Origin of the sequence: Streptomyces sp. NPDC004539, assembly GCF_040610055.1 — a bacterium.
GTDB lineage: Bacteria > Actinomycetota > Actinomycetes > Streptomycetales > Streptomycetaceae > Streptomyces.
The window spans coordinates 422,327-439,774 of the sequence record NZ_JBEXLS010000004.1 but is presented as its reverse complement, the minus strand read 5'-3'; the positions used below and the strand labels follow the sequence as shown (position 1 = coordinate 439,774).

General features: G+C 69.5%; 17 protein-coding genes. 7 read left to right on the top strand and 10 right to left on the bottom strand.

Going from position 1 to position 17,448, the window contains the following annotated elements:
• Positions 1-47: 47 nt before the first annotated feature.
• A complete protein-coding gene (locus ABZX85_RS11420) occupies positions 48-1,070 on the bottom strand; it encodes a glutamate ABC transporter substrate-binding protein (protein WP_355865155.1) in 1,023 nt (340 codons plus the stop codon).
• A complete protein-coding gene (locus ABZX85_RS11415) occupies positions 1,067-2,395 on the bottom strand; it encodes a hypothetical protein (protein ID WP_355865445.1) in 1,329 nt (442 codons plus the stop codon). Before ABZX85_RS11415 ends, ABZX85_RS11420 begins: the two co-directional genes overlap by 4 nt.
• A gap of 264 nt (positions 2,396-2,659) precedes the next feature.
• On the opposite strand from ABZX85_RS11415, the gene ABZX85_RS11410 reads away from it, so the two are divergent.
• Entirely contained in the window at positions 2,660-3,277 is a 618-nt protein-coding gene (locus ABZX85_RS11410) for a hypothetical protein (RefSeq protein ID WP_355865152.1), read from the top strand.
• Between the two features lie 427 nt (positions 3,278-3,704).
• On the opposite strand, the gene ABZX85_RS11405 is transcribed toward ABZX85_RS11410, so the two are convergent.
• Positions 3,705-4,973 (bottom strand): acyltransferase, encoded by a 1,269-nt coding sequence (locus ABZX85_RS11405; RefSeq protein WP_355865149.1) that lies wholly within the window; start codon positions 4,971-4,973, stop codon positions 3,705-3,707.
• A gap of 201 nt (positions 4,974-5,174) precedes the next feature.
• Positions 5,175-5,534 carry a hypothetical protein gene (locus ABZX85_RS11400; RefSeq protein ID WP_355865146.1) on the bottom strand — a complete coding sequence of 120 codons (360 nt, stop codon included), beginning with the start codon at positions 5,532-5,534 and terminating at the stop codon, positions 5,175-5,177.
• Between the two features lie 155 nt (positions 5,535-5,689).
• Here ABZX85_RS11400 and ABZX85_RS11395 point away from each other — a divergent pair, with 155 nt between their 5' ends.
• The gene (locus tag ABZX85_RS11395) at positions 5,690-7,387 is read left to right on the top strand and encodes a hypothetical protein (RefSeq protein ID WP_355865143.1); all 1,698 of its coding nucleotides are present in this window, start codon (positions 5,690-5,692) and stop codon (positions 7,385-7,387) included.
• Between the two features lie 517 nt (positions 7,388-7,904).
• Here ABZX85_RS11395 and ABZX85_RS11390 read toward each other — a convergent pair.
• Entirely contained in the window at positions 7,905-8,999 is a 1,095-nt protein-coding gene (locus ABZX85_RS11390; RefSeq protein ID WP_355865141.1) for a mechanosensitive ion channel family protein, read from the bottom strand.
• Between the two features lie 285 nt (positions 9,000-9,284).
• Here ABZX85_RS11390 and ABZX85_RS11385 point away from each other — a divergent pair, with 285 nt between their 5' ends.
• Positions 9,285-9,821 carry an HNH endonuclease gene (locus ABZX85_RS11385; RefSeq protein ID WP_355865138.1) on the top strand — a complete coding sequence of 179 codons (537 nt, stop codon included), beginning with the start codon at positions 9,285-9,287 and terminating at the stop codon, positions 9,819-9,821.
• A gap of 93 nt (positions 9,822-9,914) precedes the next feature.
• On the opposite strand, the gene ABZX85_RS11380 is transcribed toward ABZX85_RS11385, so the two are convergent.
• From ABZX85_RS11380 to ABZX85_RS11365, 4 genes are all read right to left on the bottom strand, one after another.
• Complete coding sequence (locus ABZX85_RS11380; RefSeq protein ID WP_355865135.1) at positions 9,915-11,294, bottom strand: ABC transporter permease; 1,380 nt, start codon at positions 11,292-11,294, stop codon at positions 9,915-9,917.
• Positions 11,291-11,974, bottom strand: coding sequence for an ABC transporter ATP-binding protein (locus ABZX85_RS11375; protein ID WP_355865132.1), 684 nt, complete (start codon positions 11,972-11,974; stop codon positions 11,291-11,293). Before ABZX85_RS11375 ends, ABZX85_RS11380 begins: the two co-directional genes overlap by 4 nt.
• Complete coding sequence (locus ABZX85_RS11370; protein WP_355865129.1) at positions 11,971-12,504, bottom strand: PadR family transcriptional regulator; 534 nt, start codon at positions 12,502-12,504, stop codon at positions 11,971-11,973. The genes ABZX85_RS11375 and ABZX85_RS11370 overlap by 4 nt, the downstream gene beginning before the upstream one ends.
• A gap of 82 nt (positions 12,505-12,586) precedes the next feature.
• A complete protein-coding gene (locus ABZX85_RS11365; RefSeq protein WP_355865126.1) occupies positions 12,587-13,180 on the bottom strand; it encodes a class I SAM-dependent methyltransferase in 594 nt (197 codons plus the stop codon).
• Positions 13,181-13,661: 481 nt separating this feature from the next.
• On the opposite strand from ABZX85_RS11365, the gene ABZX85_RS11360 reads away from it, so the two are divergent.
• Entirely contained in the window at positions 13,662-14,441 is a 780-nt protein-coding gene (locus tag ABZX85_RS11360; protein WP_355865123.1) for a zinc-binding dehydrogenase, read from the top strand.
• Between the two features lie 123 nt (positions 14,442-14,564).
• Here ABZX85_RS11360 and ABZX85_RS11355 read toward each other — a convergent pair whose 3' ends face one another.
• Positions 14,565-14,930 (bottom strand): beta/gamma crystallin domain-containing protein, encoded by a 366-nt coding sequence (locus tag ABZX85_RS11355; protein ID WP_355865120.1) that lies wholly within the window; start codon positions 14,928-14,930, stop codon positions 14,565-14,567.
• 200 nt (positions 14,931-15,130) lie between these two features.
• Between ABZX85_RS11355 and tgmA the strand changes: the two genes are divergently transcribed.
• The 3 genes from tgmA to tgmC are packed head-to-tail and all read left to right on the top strand — an operon-like array spanning position 15,131 to position 17,446.
• Positions 15,131-15,379: a putative ATP-grasp-modified RiPP gene (tgmA, locus tag ABZX85_RS11350; RefSeq protein WP_355865117.1), complete on the top strand. Its 249-nt coding sequence runs from the start codon at positions 15,131-15,133 to the stop codon at positions 15,377-15,379.
• On the top strand, positions 15,376-16,347 hold the full coding sequence (tgmB, locus tag ABZX85_RS11345) for an ATP-grasp ribosomal peptide maturase (protein ID WP_355865115.1): 972 nt from the start codon (positions 15,376-15,378) through the stop codon (positions 16,345-16,347). The genes tgmA and tgmB overlap by 4 nt, the downstream gene beginning before the upstream one ends.
• Positions 16,337-17,446, top strand: a complete 1,110-nt coding sequence (gene tgmC / locus ABZX85_RS11340) for an ATP-grasp peptide maturase system methyltransferase (RefSeq protein ID WP_355865112.1) — start codon at positions 16,337-16,339, stop codon at positions 17,444-17,446. The genes tgmB and tgmC overlap by 11 nt, the downstream gene beginning before the upstream one ends.
• The last annotated feature ends 2 nt before the right edge of the window (positions 17,447-17,448 follow it).

Below are 17,448 nucleotides of genomic sequence, written 5' to 3'. Positions count from 1 at the left end.
TGTCTGTGGATGCCCGTGCGGTCGATCTTCCCTGTCTGCGGGGTGGTCTAACTGGTGCGGAGGTAGCGGGGCGTCGGCGGCAGGTACGGCGCCGAGTTCGAACCCATCGTCGGGGAGAGCCACTTGTCGTACGCCGCCTGCCAGCCGTCCGAACGGTACTGCGAGAGCACCTGGTTGACGCGGCTCACCAGATCGTTCGCGTCCTTCTTCATCGCCACGCCGTAGAACTCGGTCGTGAACGCCTTGCCCTTCAGCTCGACCGTCGGGTCCTGGGCGGCCTGGCTCGCCGCGAGGGCGCCGTCCGTGATCACCGCGTCCGCCTCGCCGAGCTGGAGCCGTACCAGGCAGTCGAGTTGGTTCGGGACGACGAGGAGTTTCGCGCCCTGGTTGTTCTCGTCCAGCTTCGTCTTGGCGGTCGAACCCGCCGCCACGCAGACCTTCTTGCCCGCGAGGCTCTTGTCGAACCCGGTGATCTCCAGGGCCTCCTTGGGGGCCAGGACCTGCTGGCCGGTCTTGAAGTAGGGCGCGGAGAACGCGACTTGCTCGATCCGGTCGCAGGTGATCGTCATCGTCCGGACGACCATGTCGACCTCGCCCCGCTGGATCGCCGGGATGCGCTCGTTCGTCGGGATCGCCCTGAACTGCACGGCGTTCTCGTCACCGAGGATGTCCTTGGCGATCCGGTGCACCAGGTCGATGTCGAAACCCTCCAGCGCCGCGCCCTTGTTGTTCGGGTTGCGGTAGCCCCAGCGGTAGCTGTTCTGGTCGACGCCGACGATCAGCTTGCGCTTCTCGCCGGTGCGCGCCTTGATCGCCGTGATCGTGGCGCCGTCGGCCGTCGCGGGTCGCAGCGTCTGGGCCTCCGGGGACGGGCAGTCGTCGGCAGCGGCCTGCGTCACCCGCGCGGCCTGGCCTCCGGGGGCGACCGTGCCGTCCCGGTGCTGCCTGGCCAGCGGCAGCAGCAGTGCCACGGCCAGCGCCAGGACGCCGACGAGGGCCGCCATCGCGCCGACACCGCCCCAGCCCTTGACGCTCTTGCCCCGGACCCGCATGGCTCCTCCCCTGCTCATCGGAACTCCGACAGTCTGCGGCCTATGCCGAGCACGGCACCGGCGGCACCGAGGACGGCGAGGGTGCCGGCGCCGAGGGGGAGCCCGGTGAAGGCGTCCCGCCCGTCGGTCGCGGCCAGTTTGAACTCGCTCTGTTCATGGGCGAGGGCGGTCTGGAGGCTCTTGTCGACGGCGTCGAAGGACTGGCCCGTGGTGTTCGTGGGGCCGACGACGAGGTTCAGCGCCTGCTCGTAGTTGCCGTTCTCGTCCTGGGAGCGGGCGGCGGAGTGGCGGCTCTGCCACTCGTCCATGCTCTTGCGCGCGGAGCGGACCGGGGTCTCGCCGGTGCTGTCGTCGGCGTAGCGGTCCGCCAGCGTCAGGCCCGTACCGAGGTTCGTCATCTCCTTCAGATACGCCTCGTTGTACTTGTCCTTGCCGTCGACCGTCTCCGCGCCCCGGGAGACCAGCGTGAGGTTCTCGTTGCCGCGTGCCTTCAGGGCGGCGATCCGCGCGTTGTGCAGGACCTTCAGCGAACGCACGCCGTGGTCGTACGACTTGTTCAACTCCGCGCGGGCGACGCCGTGTCCGACGACCAGCCAGAGGAGGACGACGGCGGTGGCGCCGGCCGCCGCGACCAGGCCGTGGTTCAACACGCGGTTCGTGCGCCGGTATTCACGCACCTGCGCCGCCGCGAGGGCGGCGAGGGCGAGGGCCCCGAGGGCGATCGCCGCCCACGGGAAGGGTTTCGCGGCGTCGTAGTCGGCGTCGAGGCGGTTGTTCTCCTGCGTGTAGAGGTTCTGCGCCGCCACCAGCATCTCGTCCTGCATCTTCTGGTTGGCGTAGCGGAGGTAGGCGCCGCCGACGGGGAAGCCCATACGGTTGTAGGTGCGGGCGCGCTCCACGAGACCCTTGTAGACGGGCAGGGCCGTGTTGAGGGTGGTGAGCGCCTTCGCCGAAGGGGAGCCCGGTTCCGCGCTGTTGGCCGCGGTGACGAGTTTCTCGGCGGCGACCGTGATGTTCTCCTCGTACCGCTTCCTCGACTCCGGGGTCTCCTGCCCGCCGGACAGGAACGCGCTCGACGCGGCCGTGTTCGCCTCCGCGAGCGCGCGGTAGATGTCCGCGGCGTCCGAGGTCAGCGGCTGGCTCTTGTGGAGAACGTCCTCGGCGGCGTCCGAGCGGTCCGTCATCTGCCAGGCGGTGACGGCGCCGAACGCGACGACGAGCAGCGCGAGGAGGGCGCCGATGATCCGCAGCCGGCCCGGCTCGGTCGTCGCCGCGCGCTTCAGGCGTTCGCTGTTCTCCGCCCAGGCCGTTCTTCGGCCGACGCTGTTGTCATCGCCGCCGATGCCGCTGACGCCGTTGCTGCTGACGCTGCCGCTGCCGCCGATGCTGCTGACGCCGACGCCGCCCGCCTTCGGCCGATTCCCCACTGCCGACCTCCCCCGTACTCCCGTCCGCGCCGCAAGTATCACCGCCCCGGCACCCCCCGCGCACCGGGCTTCACTGGATCTTGATCGGTTCGTGTCACCACCTGCGTCTGAACCTTCTGCCCATGAATACGCGGGGAGCGTGTGTTCGGTTCCTTATGCGGGCTCCTAGGCTCCCTGGTCATGACCCGACGCCCCGCCACCGACCTGCCCGCCGATCCTCGCGGGCTCACCTTGGAGTACCGGCAGGTGCGGGGGGTGGGCCGGGAGCGGGGTGGGGTGGACGAGTGGACGGTGACCGTGCGGGTCGGGCGGTACCGGGGGCGGACGGGGGGTGGGGAGATCGGGGAGCTGAAGCTGCTCCGGGCGCGGAGGGCGGACTCCTCCGACCGGCATCCCGAGGACTTCACGGAACCCGGTGTCCGCGACGCGCTCCTCGGGATCTTCGACATGGGCCACGGCGGCTACCGCGCCCCGTTCCAGGACCACATCACCACCACCGACGGCGACCTCCTTGTCCTCCACTCCGTCCGACTCGACCCCGCCTGGCGGGGGTTCGGCCTCGGCGCGATCCTCGTCACCGAGGCGATCCGGACACTGGCGGACGGGTGCAGCGCGGTCGCCGCCACGACGTCCCGCTGGGAAACGGTGGGCTTCCGTCTCCGCCCCGCGCCCCTCGGGTATCTCCTGGACACCCGGGACGAGGGGGCGCGTGCGCTGGGGGAGGCGCGGAGGCGGGAGTTCGGGGAGCTGTGCGATGCGTACCGCGCCGCGTTTTCGACGGGGCGGGGGATGGGCTGACGTGCCGCGGTGCTGTTCGTCACCACCGGGGTGCAGAGCGGCGACGACCAGATCCTGAGCGGTTCCGCGGAGTCGGCCGGACGTCGTCTCGAAACCGGGGACCACGTGGTCTGCCGGTGGAGCGTCATACGGCGAGTTGTCCGTACCGAGTCGTACCGAGCCGTCGATTGCAGGCAGGCCGATACCGGCCTCCGGAACGCCTCCGGGTCAGTACCCACTCGGTTCGTCGCCGCAGCACGGGCAGAGCGTGTCTTCGTCGGACCGACTGGGCTCTCCGAAGGCGTACTCACCGTCATCGGAGTCGGCGGTCTCCCGCTCGGAGTCGGTCTCGGAGCGGCTTCCAGCGGCGGACGTCATTGCTGTCCCCTTCCTTCCACGGTGGTCGTACGTACCCCCCTGGGCCCGACGCGGCGGCATCCTTCCGAAGTCACCCCACGCCGACGTTCTCCTTGGCCGGGGCGGGAGCAACTGGGGTGGGGGCGACGGGCGTCGGCCTGCCGATGTCCTTCAGACGGAGCGCGGGCTGTTCGACGAAGTGCCAGGAGGCGGCGGCCAGGGCGACGGTGAGCGCCATGGTCAGCGCGAAGTAGACGGGCAGTCCGAAGCGTGGGACGTCGAGGACGGCGAGGGTCTGCTGGACGAGGAAGCCGTAGATGTAGATGCCGTAGGAGTAGTCGTTGCGGGCGCCGATGCGGCGGAAGGGCGCGGGCAGGCGGATGGCGAGCCAGAGGAGGGCGTAGGCGAACGCCGGGACGCCGACGACGAAGAAGTAGCCGTAGTGCAGGCTGCCGAGCATGACGACGAGGGCGACGACGCCGAGCACGTCACTGACCGGGATGCGCTCCTTGTACAGCTCGATCAGCATCCCGAGGGAGAAGGCGAAGCCCAGGTAGATCATCCAGACCGGCGTGACGAAGCCGATGCCGGGCAGGTCGACGGCGTGGAAGTAGCGGGCGTCGTAGGCGCCGGCCCAGAACCGCTCGTCGACCGCCTGCCGGATGACGAGCCAGCCGAGGAAGGCCGTGAGCAGGAGTACGGCGCGCCGGGCGCGCGTGAGGACGCCGGTGACCGCGAGGACGGCCACGACGACGTAGCACAGGGCCTCGTGACGCAGCGTCCACAGGGAGCCGTTGAAGGCGGCGTTGTGGGTGACACCGGCGACACGCTGATGCTGCATCAGCCCCGCGATGTCGTACTGCCGGGTGGCGATCAGCCAGTTGGCCTTCACGTGCGCGACCAGGCCGCCGGGGCCGTTCAGCCCGGCGAAGGTGGAGTGGACCTTCCAGTACAGCAACGGCGCCACGACGAGCACCGTCACCGCCAGGCACACCCAGAATCCCGGCAGAATCCGCAGGGCGCGGTGCCACAGGAACCGGCCGACCGGAAGCCGGGCGCCACTGCGCGCGACCAGGATTCCGGAGAGGACGAAGAAGCCGTACACGGACATTTTACCCAGGTCGGTCTGGCCGCCCGTGAAGGTGTGCCCGAATTCCTTCCCGCCGTATCCGAGAACCCGGGCATGGGATGCCACCACCGCGGTGGCCAGCACCAGCCTGAGCAGCCCCAGGCTGTTGTTACGCCCCCTGAGCAGTTCGGCGACAGTGCCGTGCGACCAGCGTGGTGTGAATGTGAATGTACGGGTCCCGACCTGGACCTGACGGGTGGATATGTCTGGCAGGTCGGTTCCGGATATCACGAAGAGTTCCCCACGGGTCGCGGACTACACACAACGGAGCGGGACCGGAGAGCGGGCAGGGAAAAGCACGCGCAACCGCGCGTGACGAAAAGAATGCTCCCCCTGGGTCCCCGCCCTCACCAGCAGCCGACTCGGCTGCTCCCCCTTACAGAGAGAAGGACCCTAGCAAAACACAAAGCAAAATCAAAGCCACCGCATGACTCACTCCAAGCATACCTTCGACATTATGGGACATAGCTCAATAATTTGCACCCTCTTCGTTGGGTAGATCACGTACACCCGCTTCAGGGCGAAATGCGCGACGAGCCTTCCGCTTTGCAGCCCCTTCATTCCCTCCGTGGTCTTTATTGCTTCCTGCACGGAGGGATTCTTCGTGATTTCCCGACCCCTGGGACTGCTCAGCACCTCATCCACCGGCCGGCTCACGCCGTCCGCGCCGAGTTGGCTGCCGAGGGCAAGAGCCGGACCGTCGACGTCGCCAAGGGCGAGTTCAAGGGTGTCGGCGAGGGAGTCGGCGGTACGCCGACCGTCCTGTCGATCCAGCGCCTTCCCGGCGGACATCACAGAAGGTTTCCCTCGGCACCAGCACCCAGGCCACAGCACTCGACGGGGACTCGCTGACAGCGTCGTCGTACGCGTTCACCGCGAAGCTCGTCATCGGCGACACCTTCCGCTCGTGCACCGGCACCCTGGTCAACGCGTAGTGGATTCTCACCGTGAGCAACTGCTTCGCCGCCGGCCCTTCGGCTGGTTTCAAGGTCGCGCCGGCGTCCCCGGACGGCCAGGTCGTCGAGTATCTGCGGACGGGCCTGAAGCGGGCCGAGGGACAGGACGAGCGCGGCAGGGTACTCCAGTTGGCCTCCGACGCGGAGTCCGCCGCCGTCCGTACCGCGGCAGAGACCGCGCTGGACGGCGACGCCGCCGCGATCCGGGCCTTCCTGGCCACGGGCCAGCACACGGTGGCCGCCCACGAGTACCGCATCGAGATCACCAGGCTCGTCGACGGTGCCGGTCCGGGAGTGACCGAGGCCGGGCGCGCCGTGCTCGACTCCAACTCCACCGACCGCATGCGCCAGTTCCTCACCACCGGCTACTTCACCGCTCGCACCGACGACGAGCGGGTGCGAGCCGTGCAGTTGATGGAGAGCGGCGGTGCCGAACTGTCGGCCGCCGCCAAGGTCGCCCTGGCCGGGCCGCCGGACGTGCTGCACTCGTTCATCGCCGTCGGCCAGTACGCCGCCCAGCGCGCCGACTCCCTGACGGCCACCCATGTGGCCCGCGTCCAGCGGCTGATCTCCGGCGCGGCCCGGGTCGCGGCGACGGCCCAGCAGAACGCGGCCCTCGCCCAGAAGGTCGCCGCCGAGGCCCGCAAGGCGGCTTCGGAAGCGGCCGGGTACGCCCAGCAGGCGTCCGCGTCGGCCAAGCAGGCGGACGAGTACGCGGCCCAGGCCCGGGCGTCGGCGACCGCCGCCGAGAAGTCGGCCGCACAGGCGGCGACCTCCGCCCGCACCGCCCGTACGGCCGAGGCGAACGCCCACGCGGCGGCCCGCCAGGCGGCCAACTCCGCCGCCCGGGCCACGGCTTCGGCCACCGCCGCCCAGGGCTCCGCCGGAGCGGCCTGGCAAGCCTCGAACGAGGCACGCGCCTCGGCGAACGCCGCGGACAAGTCGTCCGAGGAGGCGGGCAAGGCCGCGGACGACGCGATCCTGGCCGTCACGACCAAGCTCCTCCAGGAGGCCCAGGAAGCTCTGCGGAACGCCGAGTACCGGCGGGACGTCGCGGAAGCCCAAGCCTTCGAGGACGCGTTGGCCGATCTGGCGGCCGGGGACGAGAGCAGCTGGTGGGACTACGTCTCGACCGGCGGCCACCTCCTCTGGTACGGAGCCGAGGGCGACGCCTTCAACTCCGGCCTCTCCTGCGCCGCCGCGATTCCCGTCATCGGGTGGGGCGCGACGGGCGGGAAGTGGGGCAAGAACGGCTTCTCGGCGATCGAGGCGTTCGGCAAGTCGATGCGGGCTGATGGGAAGGTTCCGCATGTTTGGTCGCAGAACCCCAGACAGGGCCGGAATTACGTCCAGAACGCCGCGCACCACTGGAACAAACACAGGGCAGAATTCCCTGAGCTGACCTCGATGTCAGAATATGTGGAGCTTGCCCACCGGTACAGTGCGCTCGGTCGAGATGTCGTCAAGAAGGGGCAACCAGTTTCCGGATATCGGATCTACGATCAAGGGTCCGGAAGGGTCGGCATCTACGACAAGAATACAAATACGTGGACAGGGATCAACGAGGACGGCGTTCCTCAAACCATGTACAAGCCGGGCCCGTACGATCCGGTTAACAATCCGATTGGCTATCGGACTACGCTGGAGGATTGGCTCAGTGAAAGAGGGCGAGGAGTCGAGGTAAATTAAATGGAAACTAATGGAGAGGGCCTCTGCGAAACCGCTTGCCGGGTCTGTGGTCTGGACGATGGGACCGTACTGTGGAACCAACGCGGCCAGCCGGAGTACATCATCTGCGAATGCTGCGGGATTGAGTCCGGACTGGGCGACGACCATCTGTCGAAGGTTCGCCAGACCCGTGGGTACTGGGTTGCGGCCGGCGCCAAATGGGACTGCCCGGAACGCAAACCGGAGGGGTGGGATCTTCAGGAGCAGTTGTCTCACATCCCGCCCGAGTGGCGCTGACTGATGCTGACGGGTCCGCACGCTGTTTTGGTGTGCGGACCGGCCGGACCGTAACCGGCCCGGCCGTGACATCAGAGCGGCCTTGGAATCTGTGCTGGGTGGATTGAATTTATCCCCCGAGATGTACGCGAGATGTCGATCGACTGTACATTCGAGCCTCACCCGGAGGGGCATGCTGGCTGAGTCGTTCCGGCTCTCCGAAGCCTCCCGCTGTCCTTCCGGGAATACCGAGCCCCACTCCCTACTTCCCCGCAGCCCGCCCCTGCCCCGCGATCGGCGTAGTAGCCACCGACTGAGGCGAGTCGGAGTTGGAGAAGACGGACGGGGCCGCGACGGTGGCGGAGGAGTCGGCCGGGAGGTCTTCGGGGGGGATCGCCGCCCCGCCGACCATCTGGATGTTCGCGGCGTCGAAGGCGCGCTTGATGCGCCAGCGCAACTCCCGTTCGACGGCGATCTTCTTGCCGGGCATCGTGCGGGCGGTGAGGTGGATGACCATGGAATCCAGGAGGACGGAGTCCAGGCCGACTACGTCGATCGAGCTCCAGAGGAGTTCGTTCCAGGGCTCTTCCTTGGACATGCGCTCGGCGACCTCGGTGAGGGTCGTCTTGACGCGGTCGAGATCCTCTGTGGGCTTGACCGTGACGTCGACGCCCGCCGTGGCCCAGCCCTGCGAGAGGTTGCCGATGCGCTTGACCTCGCCGTTGCGGACGTACCAGATCTCGCCGTCGGCGCCGCGGAGCTTGGTGACGCGGAGGCCGACCTCGATGACCTCGCCGGTGGCGACGCCCGCGTCGATCTGGTCGCCGACGCCGTACTGGTCCTCAAGGATCATGAAGACGCCGGAGAGGAAGTCGGTGACGAGGTTGCGCGCGCCGAAACCGATGGCGACGCCCGCGACACCGGCGGAGGCGAGGAGGGGGGCGAGGTTGATCTGGAAGGTGGAGAGGACCATCAGGGCGGCCGTGCCGAGGATCATGAAGGAGGCGACGGAGCGCAGGACCGAACCGATGGCCTGCGAGCGCTGGTGACGGCGTTCCGCGTTGGCCAGGAGGCCGCCGAGGGCCGTTCCGTCCACTGATTCGACCGTGCGGTTCATCCGGTCTATGAGTTTGGTGATCGCGCGGAGGACCACCTTCCGCAACACCACCGCGATGACGACGATCAGCAGCACCCGCAGCCCGATCGCGAGCCACGTCGACCAGTTCTGCTCGACCCAGCTCGCGGCGTTGGTCGCGCTCTCCTGTGCGTCCTGGAGCGTCGGGACGGTCACTGTGGGTGACTCCGACGGGGACGGGGAAGGGGACGCGTCGGCCAGTAGGGCGGCGGACAGGGACACAGCGGATACCTCCAAGTACGGCGGCCCGAGGTCACGAAAAGGTCACCGTCCGGGCAGACACACCACACTAACGGGGCATTGTGTGGAGCTCTGTCCGAACGAGCCGACAGAGACCTGTCTCACCCGCGCTTGAAGGGCTCCGGCGGGGGACAGACATCGGATGTGGTCGAAAACACTCCCAGCCCGTTACCGGGACATGGTGGCGCGTTCACCAGGCAAGAGGAGAGACTGCTAGCAGATCGTCCCGGCGCGAGCCACGCGCCGCCGACGCCCAAGGAGGCATCCGTGCCGCATGTCCTGGTCCTCAACGCGTCGTACGAGCCCCTCGGCGTCGTACCGCTCCGCCGCGCGCTCGTCCTCGTCCTGGAGAACAAGGCAGTCTCCCTGGAGGATTCGGGCGCCTTTCTGCACAGCGCGACCGTCACGGTCTCCGCGCCCAGCGTGGTCCGGCTCAAGCGATTCGTCAGAGTCCCTTACCGGGGTCCCGTCCCCCTCACCCGCCGTGCGCTGTTCGCGCGTGACGGAGGCCGGTGCATGTACTGCGGTGGCGTCGCAACCAGCGTCGACCACGTCATCCCGCGCAGCCGCGGGGGGCAGCACGCGTGGGACAACGTCGTGGCGTCCTGCCGGCGCTGCAACCATACGAAGGCCGATCGGCACCTCACCGAGATCGGCTGGCGCCTGCGCCACAAACCCGCACCACCCACCGGCCTGGCCTGGCGCATCATCGGGACCGGCCATAGGGACCCGCGCTGGCTGCCCTACCTGCGGCCATACGGCGCGGACGACGCACTCGCCCGGATCGACGGCATATCGGCCTGAGATCCGGGCTTTCGCATACCTGCCCCGGGAATCCCCTCGCGCTCCCGGGGCAGGGGGCTGGTGTGCGACCCCTACCCCTCAGGTACGTCCCCCTCAGGTATGCCGCAGCTCCCCCGGCCGTACCGCCCGCCCCAGCAACGGCAACGACGTCGCCGCGGCCAGCAGACACGCCCCGTACACCCCGAGAGGTACGAGCAGCGAGGCGTAGGGGACGGAGACGTTCGTGAGAGCCCCGTACCAGGCGCCGATCACCACCCCGCCCCCGCCCGCGAACAGCACCGCCGGGGCCAGCGGCAGGGCCGTCTCCAGTAGCAGCGCCCGCGCCAGCACCGTACGCGGCACCCCCGCCGCGACCTGCGCGGCGAGGCTCCGGCGCCGGTTCGCGAGGGACTCGGCGGCGCCGACGGCCAGCCCGGAGAGGGCGATGAGGAGGCCGAGCCCGATCGCGGCGGCGGTGAGGTCGAGGCCCGCGAGGTAGAAGTCAGGGCTCTCGGCGAACTGCCTGCCGTCGAGGTCGTCCACGAGGACGGCGCGCACCCCGACGTACCCCGTCCCGATCACGGTCGTCAGCAGCACCGCCGCATGCGTACGCGCCGCCGCCCACGGATCGTCCCGCAGGCGTTCCGCCGCGATGAGGACGGCGGCGGTGCGGGCGCGGCGCGCGAGCGTCCGTCCCGCGAACCGGGCCAGCGTTCCGGCCAGCCCCACGGCGCCGAGCCCGACGGCCGCGACGAACAGGACCACGAACACCGGGAGCAGACTGCCGCGGATGTCCCTGGTCAGGAGGGTGAAGGCCATGAAGACGACCACGCACACCGCGCCCAGCGGCACGGCCCACGCCCTGATCCCGCCCGCGGGCCGCACCCGCCGCACCCACCCCAGCGGCGAGGCCACGACATGCCGCAGCGCGAACACCCCCGCACCGGTACCGAGCACCGGCACGGCGACGGCGACCAGCGCCATCCCGGCCCAGGTGAACCCCGTCGCCCCCGACCACAGACTCGCCAGCACGGATACGCATACGACGCCGGCGACACCGGCCCCGAGCAGGCACGCCGGTCCCGTCTCCAACGCGGCGATCCTGCGCACCTGCGCCGTACCGGCCCCCGCGAGCCGCAGCCCCGCGAGCCGCCGGTCCCGGTGCACGGCGCCGATCCGCGCGCACTGTGCGAGGAACGCGAGGACGGGGATCAGGAGCAGCCCCAGGACGAAGACGGCGCCCCGCCGTTCCCCGGGGTTGTCGAACAGCCCTGCCGCGTACGGAACTTGGTGGTGCCCTCGGAGCGAGTACAGCGCGGCGGCGAGCTGCCCGAGCGCAGTGGCGACACCGGCGCCGAGCGCGGTGAGCCCGATCCGCCACCACTCGCGGCGGTCGGAACCGCGCAGGAGGGTCCAGGCGAGCCGGAGATCGACGGCGAGGGCGCCGGCGTAACCGGCCCCGCGGGCAACGGAGTTGTCGTGAGTACCGCTCACGCCGCCACCCCCGTCGGCTCGGTCGCCCCGTCCGCCATCCGGACCTCGCGGTCGGCGTACGCGGCGACCTGGGCGTCGTGAGTGACGAGGAGGACCGCCGTGCCGGTGTCGCGGGCGGTGTGGGTGAGGGTGGTCATGACCTGTTCGGTGGTGAGGGAGTCGAGCGCGCCGGTGGGTTCGTCGGCGAACAGGACGCGCGGTGAGGTGATCAACGCGCGGGCGAGGGCGACGCGTTGGCTCTGGCCGCCGCTCATCTCGCCGGGCCGCAGGGGCTCTTGGGCGAGGACGCCGAACCGCTCCAGCCACCGCCGGGCCTCGTCCCAGGCGTCCTCCCGGCGCCGCCCGGCCAGCAGCAGGGGCAGCGCGACGTTGTCCAGCGCGGTCAACTCCGGTATCAGCTGGCCGAATTGGAAGACGACGCCGAAGTCGCTGCGCCGCAGTTCGCTGAGCCGCTTCTCGGAGACGCCGTCGAGCGCGGTCCCGGCGTACCGGACCGTCCCCTTCTCCGGCCGCACGATGCCCGAAAGGCAGTGCAGAAGCGTCGACTTGCCGCTTCCGCTGGCCCCCGTGACCGCGAGGATCTCTCCCGCGGCCAGCTCCAGCGAGGCGTCCCGCAGGGCGGGTGTCGGACCGTACGTCTTGTGCAGTCCGAGCCCCGACAGGAGCGCGGTGTCCTTCATCTGGCGTCTACCTCCGAGGTGAGTGTGGTCAGCCGGGACCCCGTGGTGGTCATCCAACGGAGGTCGGCGTCAAGGTGGTTGAGGGCGTAGTCCGCGGACAGGACGGTCGCGAGGTCCGCGCCTGGGCCCGTCTTCACGGCGGTGAGTTCGCGCATCCGGGCCATGTGGGCGGTCCGTTGGGCCGCGAGGTAGCCCGCCGCGTCGCCGCCGCTGAGGATCGAGACGACGACCTTGGCGAAGATCTCGTTCGTCACGAAGGGGGCCGGTGGGGCGATCTCCCTTGCCCACGTGGTGAGTTCGCGGGTGCCCTCCTCGGTCGACCGGTACGTCGTCCGCTCCGGCCCCCCGTCCGAATCGGTCCCCTCCACCTCCGCGAGCCCGTCCCGCACGAGCCGCTGCAACGTCGTGTACACCTGCCCGTACGCCAGCGGCCGGGCCTGCGGGAACCGTTCGTCATGCCGCCGTTTGAGGTCGTAGCCGTGGCTGGGACCGGTGGCGAGCAGGCCGAGGAGGATGTGGCGGGTGCTCATGTCGGCCAGTATGCACCACATATATGTACTGAGTGAATAGTCGGGCGTGGATCAGCCCCCCCCGAGAGGGGGGCTGGGCCGGTCAGGCGGGGGTGGTGCCGACGAGGATGAACTCGTTGTACGGGAAGACCTTGCCGACCGGGCGGGGGAAGGGGAACGAGTACGTGCGGGCTATGGCCACGCCCGCCTTCTCCGCGTGCGCGCGCTGGCCGGCGAAGTCGACGAAGCGGACGTGGGTGGCGTCGGTCTTGTAGCCCGCCTCCTGCGGCGTGATGAGGACCACCGATCCGCCCGGCTTCACCAGGGGGAGGTACTGGTCGAGGATCTTGACGCCGAGGTCCTCGTCCATGTGCTCCAGGACGTGCGCGCACAGCAGGCTGTCGAACGAGCCGGGGCCGCAGTCGGGGGCCTTCGCCAGCTCGTCGGGGACGTACGCGGTCAGTCCTCGCTCGCGGCAGGTGGCCACCGAGTGCGGGTTGTGATCGACCCCGACGCTCTCCGGGGAACAGTTCAGGAGGTTCCGGCCGAGGCCGCAGCCGACGTCCAGTACCCTCCCGAGACGGAGGCGGCGGAGATTCCAGCGGTACGGGGCCTGGGTGGGCAGGAAACGCTTGATGCCGGATGTCTCCAGGCGGGTGAGGCGGCTGGTGTAGTCGGAGGAGCGCGTGTCGGGCATGGGCGACCGTCGTTCTCTCGCGGAGGCCGTGCGGGGGTGCGACCAGGCCACCGGGTGATTGGATGGCTGAAAATAAGTAGGTGAATCATAAGATCTTCTCGCCGAAAGGGAAGGGGGTCGTCCGGACGGTTTTGGTGAGAAAGCGGTGACTGAGAGGCATGGAAGCGCCGTATCCGGAGGTCAGGAGAATCCGAGTGGACGTTCCGCCGGACGGGTGAGCCATGAAATGAGGGCCGGTCTTCTGTCACACGGGTGTGCCTGTGTCACAGGAAAGTGCCCTCTTCCGGGGGTGGGGGTGGCTACCGATGATGGGGGCAGTTACAGATCGTGAGCCAAGGGGGAGCGTGTCGTGGGTGTTCGTGCGCTGGTTGTTGATCCGGCTGTGCCGGGTGCGGTTCGGCTCGGGGAGGTGGGGGAACCGCGGGTGGGGGAGGGGGAGGTGGTGGTTCAGGTGTCTCATGTGTCGTTGAACTATGGGGACTTGAACGATGCCCGGTCGGGGCGGGTGCCGGTGGGGGGTGTGCTCGGGTCGGATCTTGTGGGGGTGGTGGTGCGGGGTGCCGAGGGTGGGGGTGGGCCTGGGGTGGGGGAGCGGGTGGTGGCGTTGACGTCGGGGGCGTTTGCCGAGCGGGTTGCTGTGGGGGTGGGGGAACTGGCTGTTGTGCCGGGGGAGTTGGAGTCGGGGCGGGCCGTGGGGTTGCCGGTCGCCGGGGTGGCGGCGCTGCGGTCGTTGCGGGCTGGTGGGGCGGGGCCGGGGAAGCGGGTGCTGGTGACCGGGGCGTCCGGGGGAGTCGGGCGGTTCGCTGTGCAGCTTGCCGCGCGGAGTGGGGCGTATGTGATCGCTTCCGTGGGGTCGGTGGCTCGGGGGGAGGGGTTGGTCGGGGCCGATGAGGTGGTCGTCGGGGTGGAGGGGATCGAAGGGGCCGTCGATGTCGTCGTCGACAGTGTCGGCGGGTCCCAACTCGTCGCCGTCTGGGGTTTGTTGGCGCCTGGTGGGAGTGTGCAGAGCGTCGGGTGGACCTCTGGCGAGCCCGCCGTCTTTCCGCCCTACGCGACCGTCGGGCCCGCGAAGTCCCTGTCCTCGTTCGTCATCGACAGTCCGGCCGGTCAAGATCTCGCCGTTCTCGCCGGGCTCGCGGCCGAGGGGGAGTTGGGCGTCGAGGTGGGGTGGCGGGGGTCCTGGGAACGGTTCGGGGAGGCGGCCGAGGCGCTGCGGGGGCGGCGGGTTTCGGGGAAGGCGGTGCTGGAGGTGGCGGGGTAGGGGAGGGGCCTCGCACATGTACGGACGGGGTGGGGGGCCTCGTACACGTACGTGGCTGGGGCCCCGTACCGAAAGGGAGGCGTAACTCAGCGGTACGGGGCCCCTGTTGGCGTCCGGCGTCGCTCAGTAGATGGTGATCTGCTCGATCTTGTGCACCTTCTTGCTGGGCGCCCCCGACGCCAGCCCCAGATCGAACGCCGTCCACTTCGCGAGGCGCCCCGAGTCCCACAACGGCCCACCCAGAACCGTCCGGTACTTGATGCTGACCTCGTTGTTGCCGGTGCTCATCCAGCCGATGCCGTAGATCGCGACGTCGATCGTCCCGGCGTTCGCGAAGCACGGGTTCGCGCCGTCCACCTCGAAGTACAGGAAGTCGCTCCGGTCGCCACAGTCCACCCGGTTGATCGCGTGAGCGGGCAACGCGGTCGCGAGGGTCGTCGCGAGCGCGGCGATGGTCACTCCGGCGAGCCGGCGCATACGGGAACTCATCAAGGGGCCTCTGTCTCTCGCGTGGGCCGCGGGGTGCGGTTCGTGGGGGAGACGAGGGGGAGGTGGGGCGGGTTGTAAAGGAGTGGCAAAGTCGCGCAAGAAGTGCCGTGTGGGGAAAGGTGATTGCGTCCAGGCGTGGGCCGGATGTCCACTACCGCAGGTGATCGATGCGCAACATAATGTGCGTACAGGAGGTGGGAGTGAGCGAGACGGCGGTGCCCTGGGGCGTGACCCGGATGAGGCCCTACCCCGAGACGGTGGTTCTCCCTGCGGCAGAGGTCGTCCTCGACCCTGTGACGCAGACCGGTCGATGGATCGATCCGGATGGCGTCGACAGGCTTCTCGTGAACAAGCACAAGAAGTCGGAGACCAGCAAGGAGACCCAGACGAAGACCAGTCTGGACGGCGCGCCGGATCAGGGCAGCGACCAAGAGGGCGATACGGATTGACCTCGCCCGACCCCGTTCTGGTGGTCTCGCGGGTCGACGACGCGACCGCCGACGTGGTGATTGAGGAGCTGAACCGGCGGCAGGTCCCGGTGGTCCGTCTGGACCCGGGGGACTTCCCCGTGGACGTCTCCGTCGTCGCCCGCCTGGGAGTCCCCGGACTGCGTGGGAGTCTACGGACGCCGACGCGGACGGCGTTCCTCGACGAGGTGCGCTCCGTGTACTGGCGGCGTCCTCGTCCGTACACGGCGTCACCGGGAATGTCCGAGCAGGACGCCCACTGGTGCCGTGAGGAGGCCCGGTACGGTCTCGGCGGCGTCCTCGCGTCACTCCCCGGCGCGCACTACGTCAACCACCCCTGGCGCAACCGCGACGCCGAGTACAAGCCCGCACAACTCGCCGTCGCGGCTCGCTGTGGCTTCGATGTCCCGCCCACCCTGCTCACCAACGAGCAGTCCGCCGCACGGGAGTTCGCGAGCGAGCACGGGCCGGTGGTCTACAAGCCGCTGCGCGGTACGGACTACCAGGACGCAGCCGGCCGGGCCCTGACCGTATGGGTCGAGGAGGTCGACCCCGCCGGTCTGGATTCCGGAGTCGGACACACCGCACACCTCTTTCAGAAGCGCGTGCCGTCGGTGGCGGACCTTCGGGTGACGGCCGTGGGGGAGGAGATCTTCACCGTCCGGATCAGCGGGTCCCCCGGAACGGATTGGCGGCGGCACTACGACGCCCTGTCCTACTCGCTCGTCGACACCCCTGCCCACCTGGCCACATGTGTTCGCCGGTATCTGGACGCCTTCGGCCTGGTCTTCGGCGCCTTCGACTTCGGCGTCGACCGCGACGGCCGCGTGTGGTGGTACGAATGCAACCCGAACGGACAGTTCGCGTGGTTCCCGGAGCCGATTACCGGCAGGATGGTCCGTGCCGTCGCAGACCGGCTCCAGCACGGAGGAGGTCGCCTTGACCACTGATCCGGCCGCCCTGAGGGCCGCACTCGCCGCGAGCATCCCCGCCGAGCCGGAGTGGAGGGCGGCGGTCGCGGCTGTGCCGCGGGAGCGGTTCCTCGGAGACGCCGTCTTCAGCGCCACGGGCGGCGGGTGGGTGCCGGTGCGGCGGGTGGAGACCGCCGAGGACGAGTGGCTGCGGATGGTCCACGCCGACCGGACCTGGGTCACCCAGGTCGACGGCGTCGAGGCCGGCGATGCGCGCGGTCCGATCACCGGGAGCCCCACCTCCTCGGCCACCCTCCCCTCCCTCGTCGTGCGCACCGCACAGGTCGCCGGGCTGCGGCCGGGGCAGAAGGTCCTGGAGATCGGTACGGGGACCGGCTACTCCACGGCCCTGCTCTGCCATCGTCTGGGCGCGGAGAACGTCGTCAGCATCGAGTACGACGCACAGATCGCCGCCCGCGCCGCCGGGCATCTGCGTGACGCGGGGTACGAACCCTCCCTCGCCGTCGGGGACGGGCTCAACGGGTGCAAGGAACACGCCGATTACGACGCGATCGTCGCCACGTGCTCCGTGCGGACGGTGCCGCCCTCCTGGTTCTGGCAGTTGAACGAGGGCGGGACGATCACCACGACGATCAGCGGATGGGCGCTCGCAGCCGGGCTGATCCGCCTCACTCTCGACGACGAGGGCGTCGCCCAGGGCCGTTTCACCGCCGACGCCATCAGCTACATGCTGGCCCGCCCTCACGAACGTCCCCCGTCGGCGGTCTACTTCCGTCAGGACGGCGACACTCGGCCGTTTCACCTGGACCCCGGTCTTCTGGAGAGCTGGGCGGGCCGGTTCGTCGCGCAACTCTCCGCTCCCTCCGCCGAGTTGATGGAGACAGGTACCGGTGTCGTCCTTCGGGACGTGGCCACCGGTTCTCAGGCATGGACCGAGGGCCGGGTCGTCCACCAGCACGGGCCGCTTCGTCTGTGGGACCAGGTGGAGGAGGGGTTGCACGCCTGGCAGCGTGAAGGGGGTCCGGATCTCGCGGGGTTCGGGATGACGGCGACGCCGTGGGAGCAAGTCGTATGGATCGGTTCCCCTGACGGGCCGAACTGGCGGCTCCCGGTCTAGGT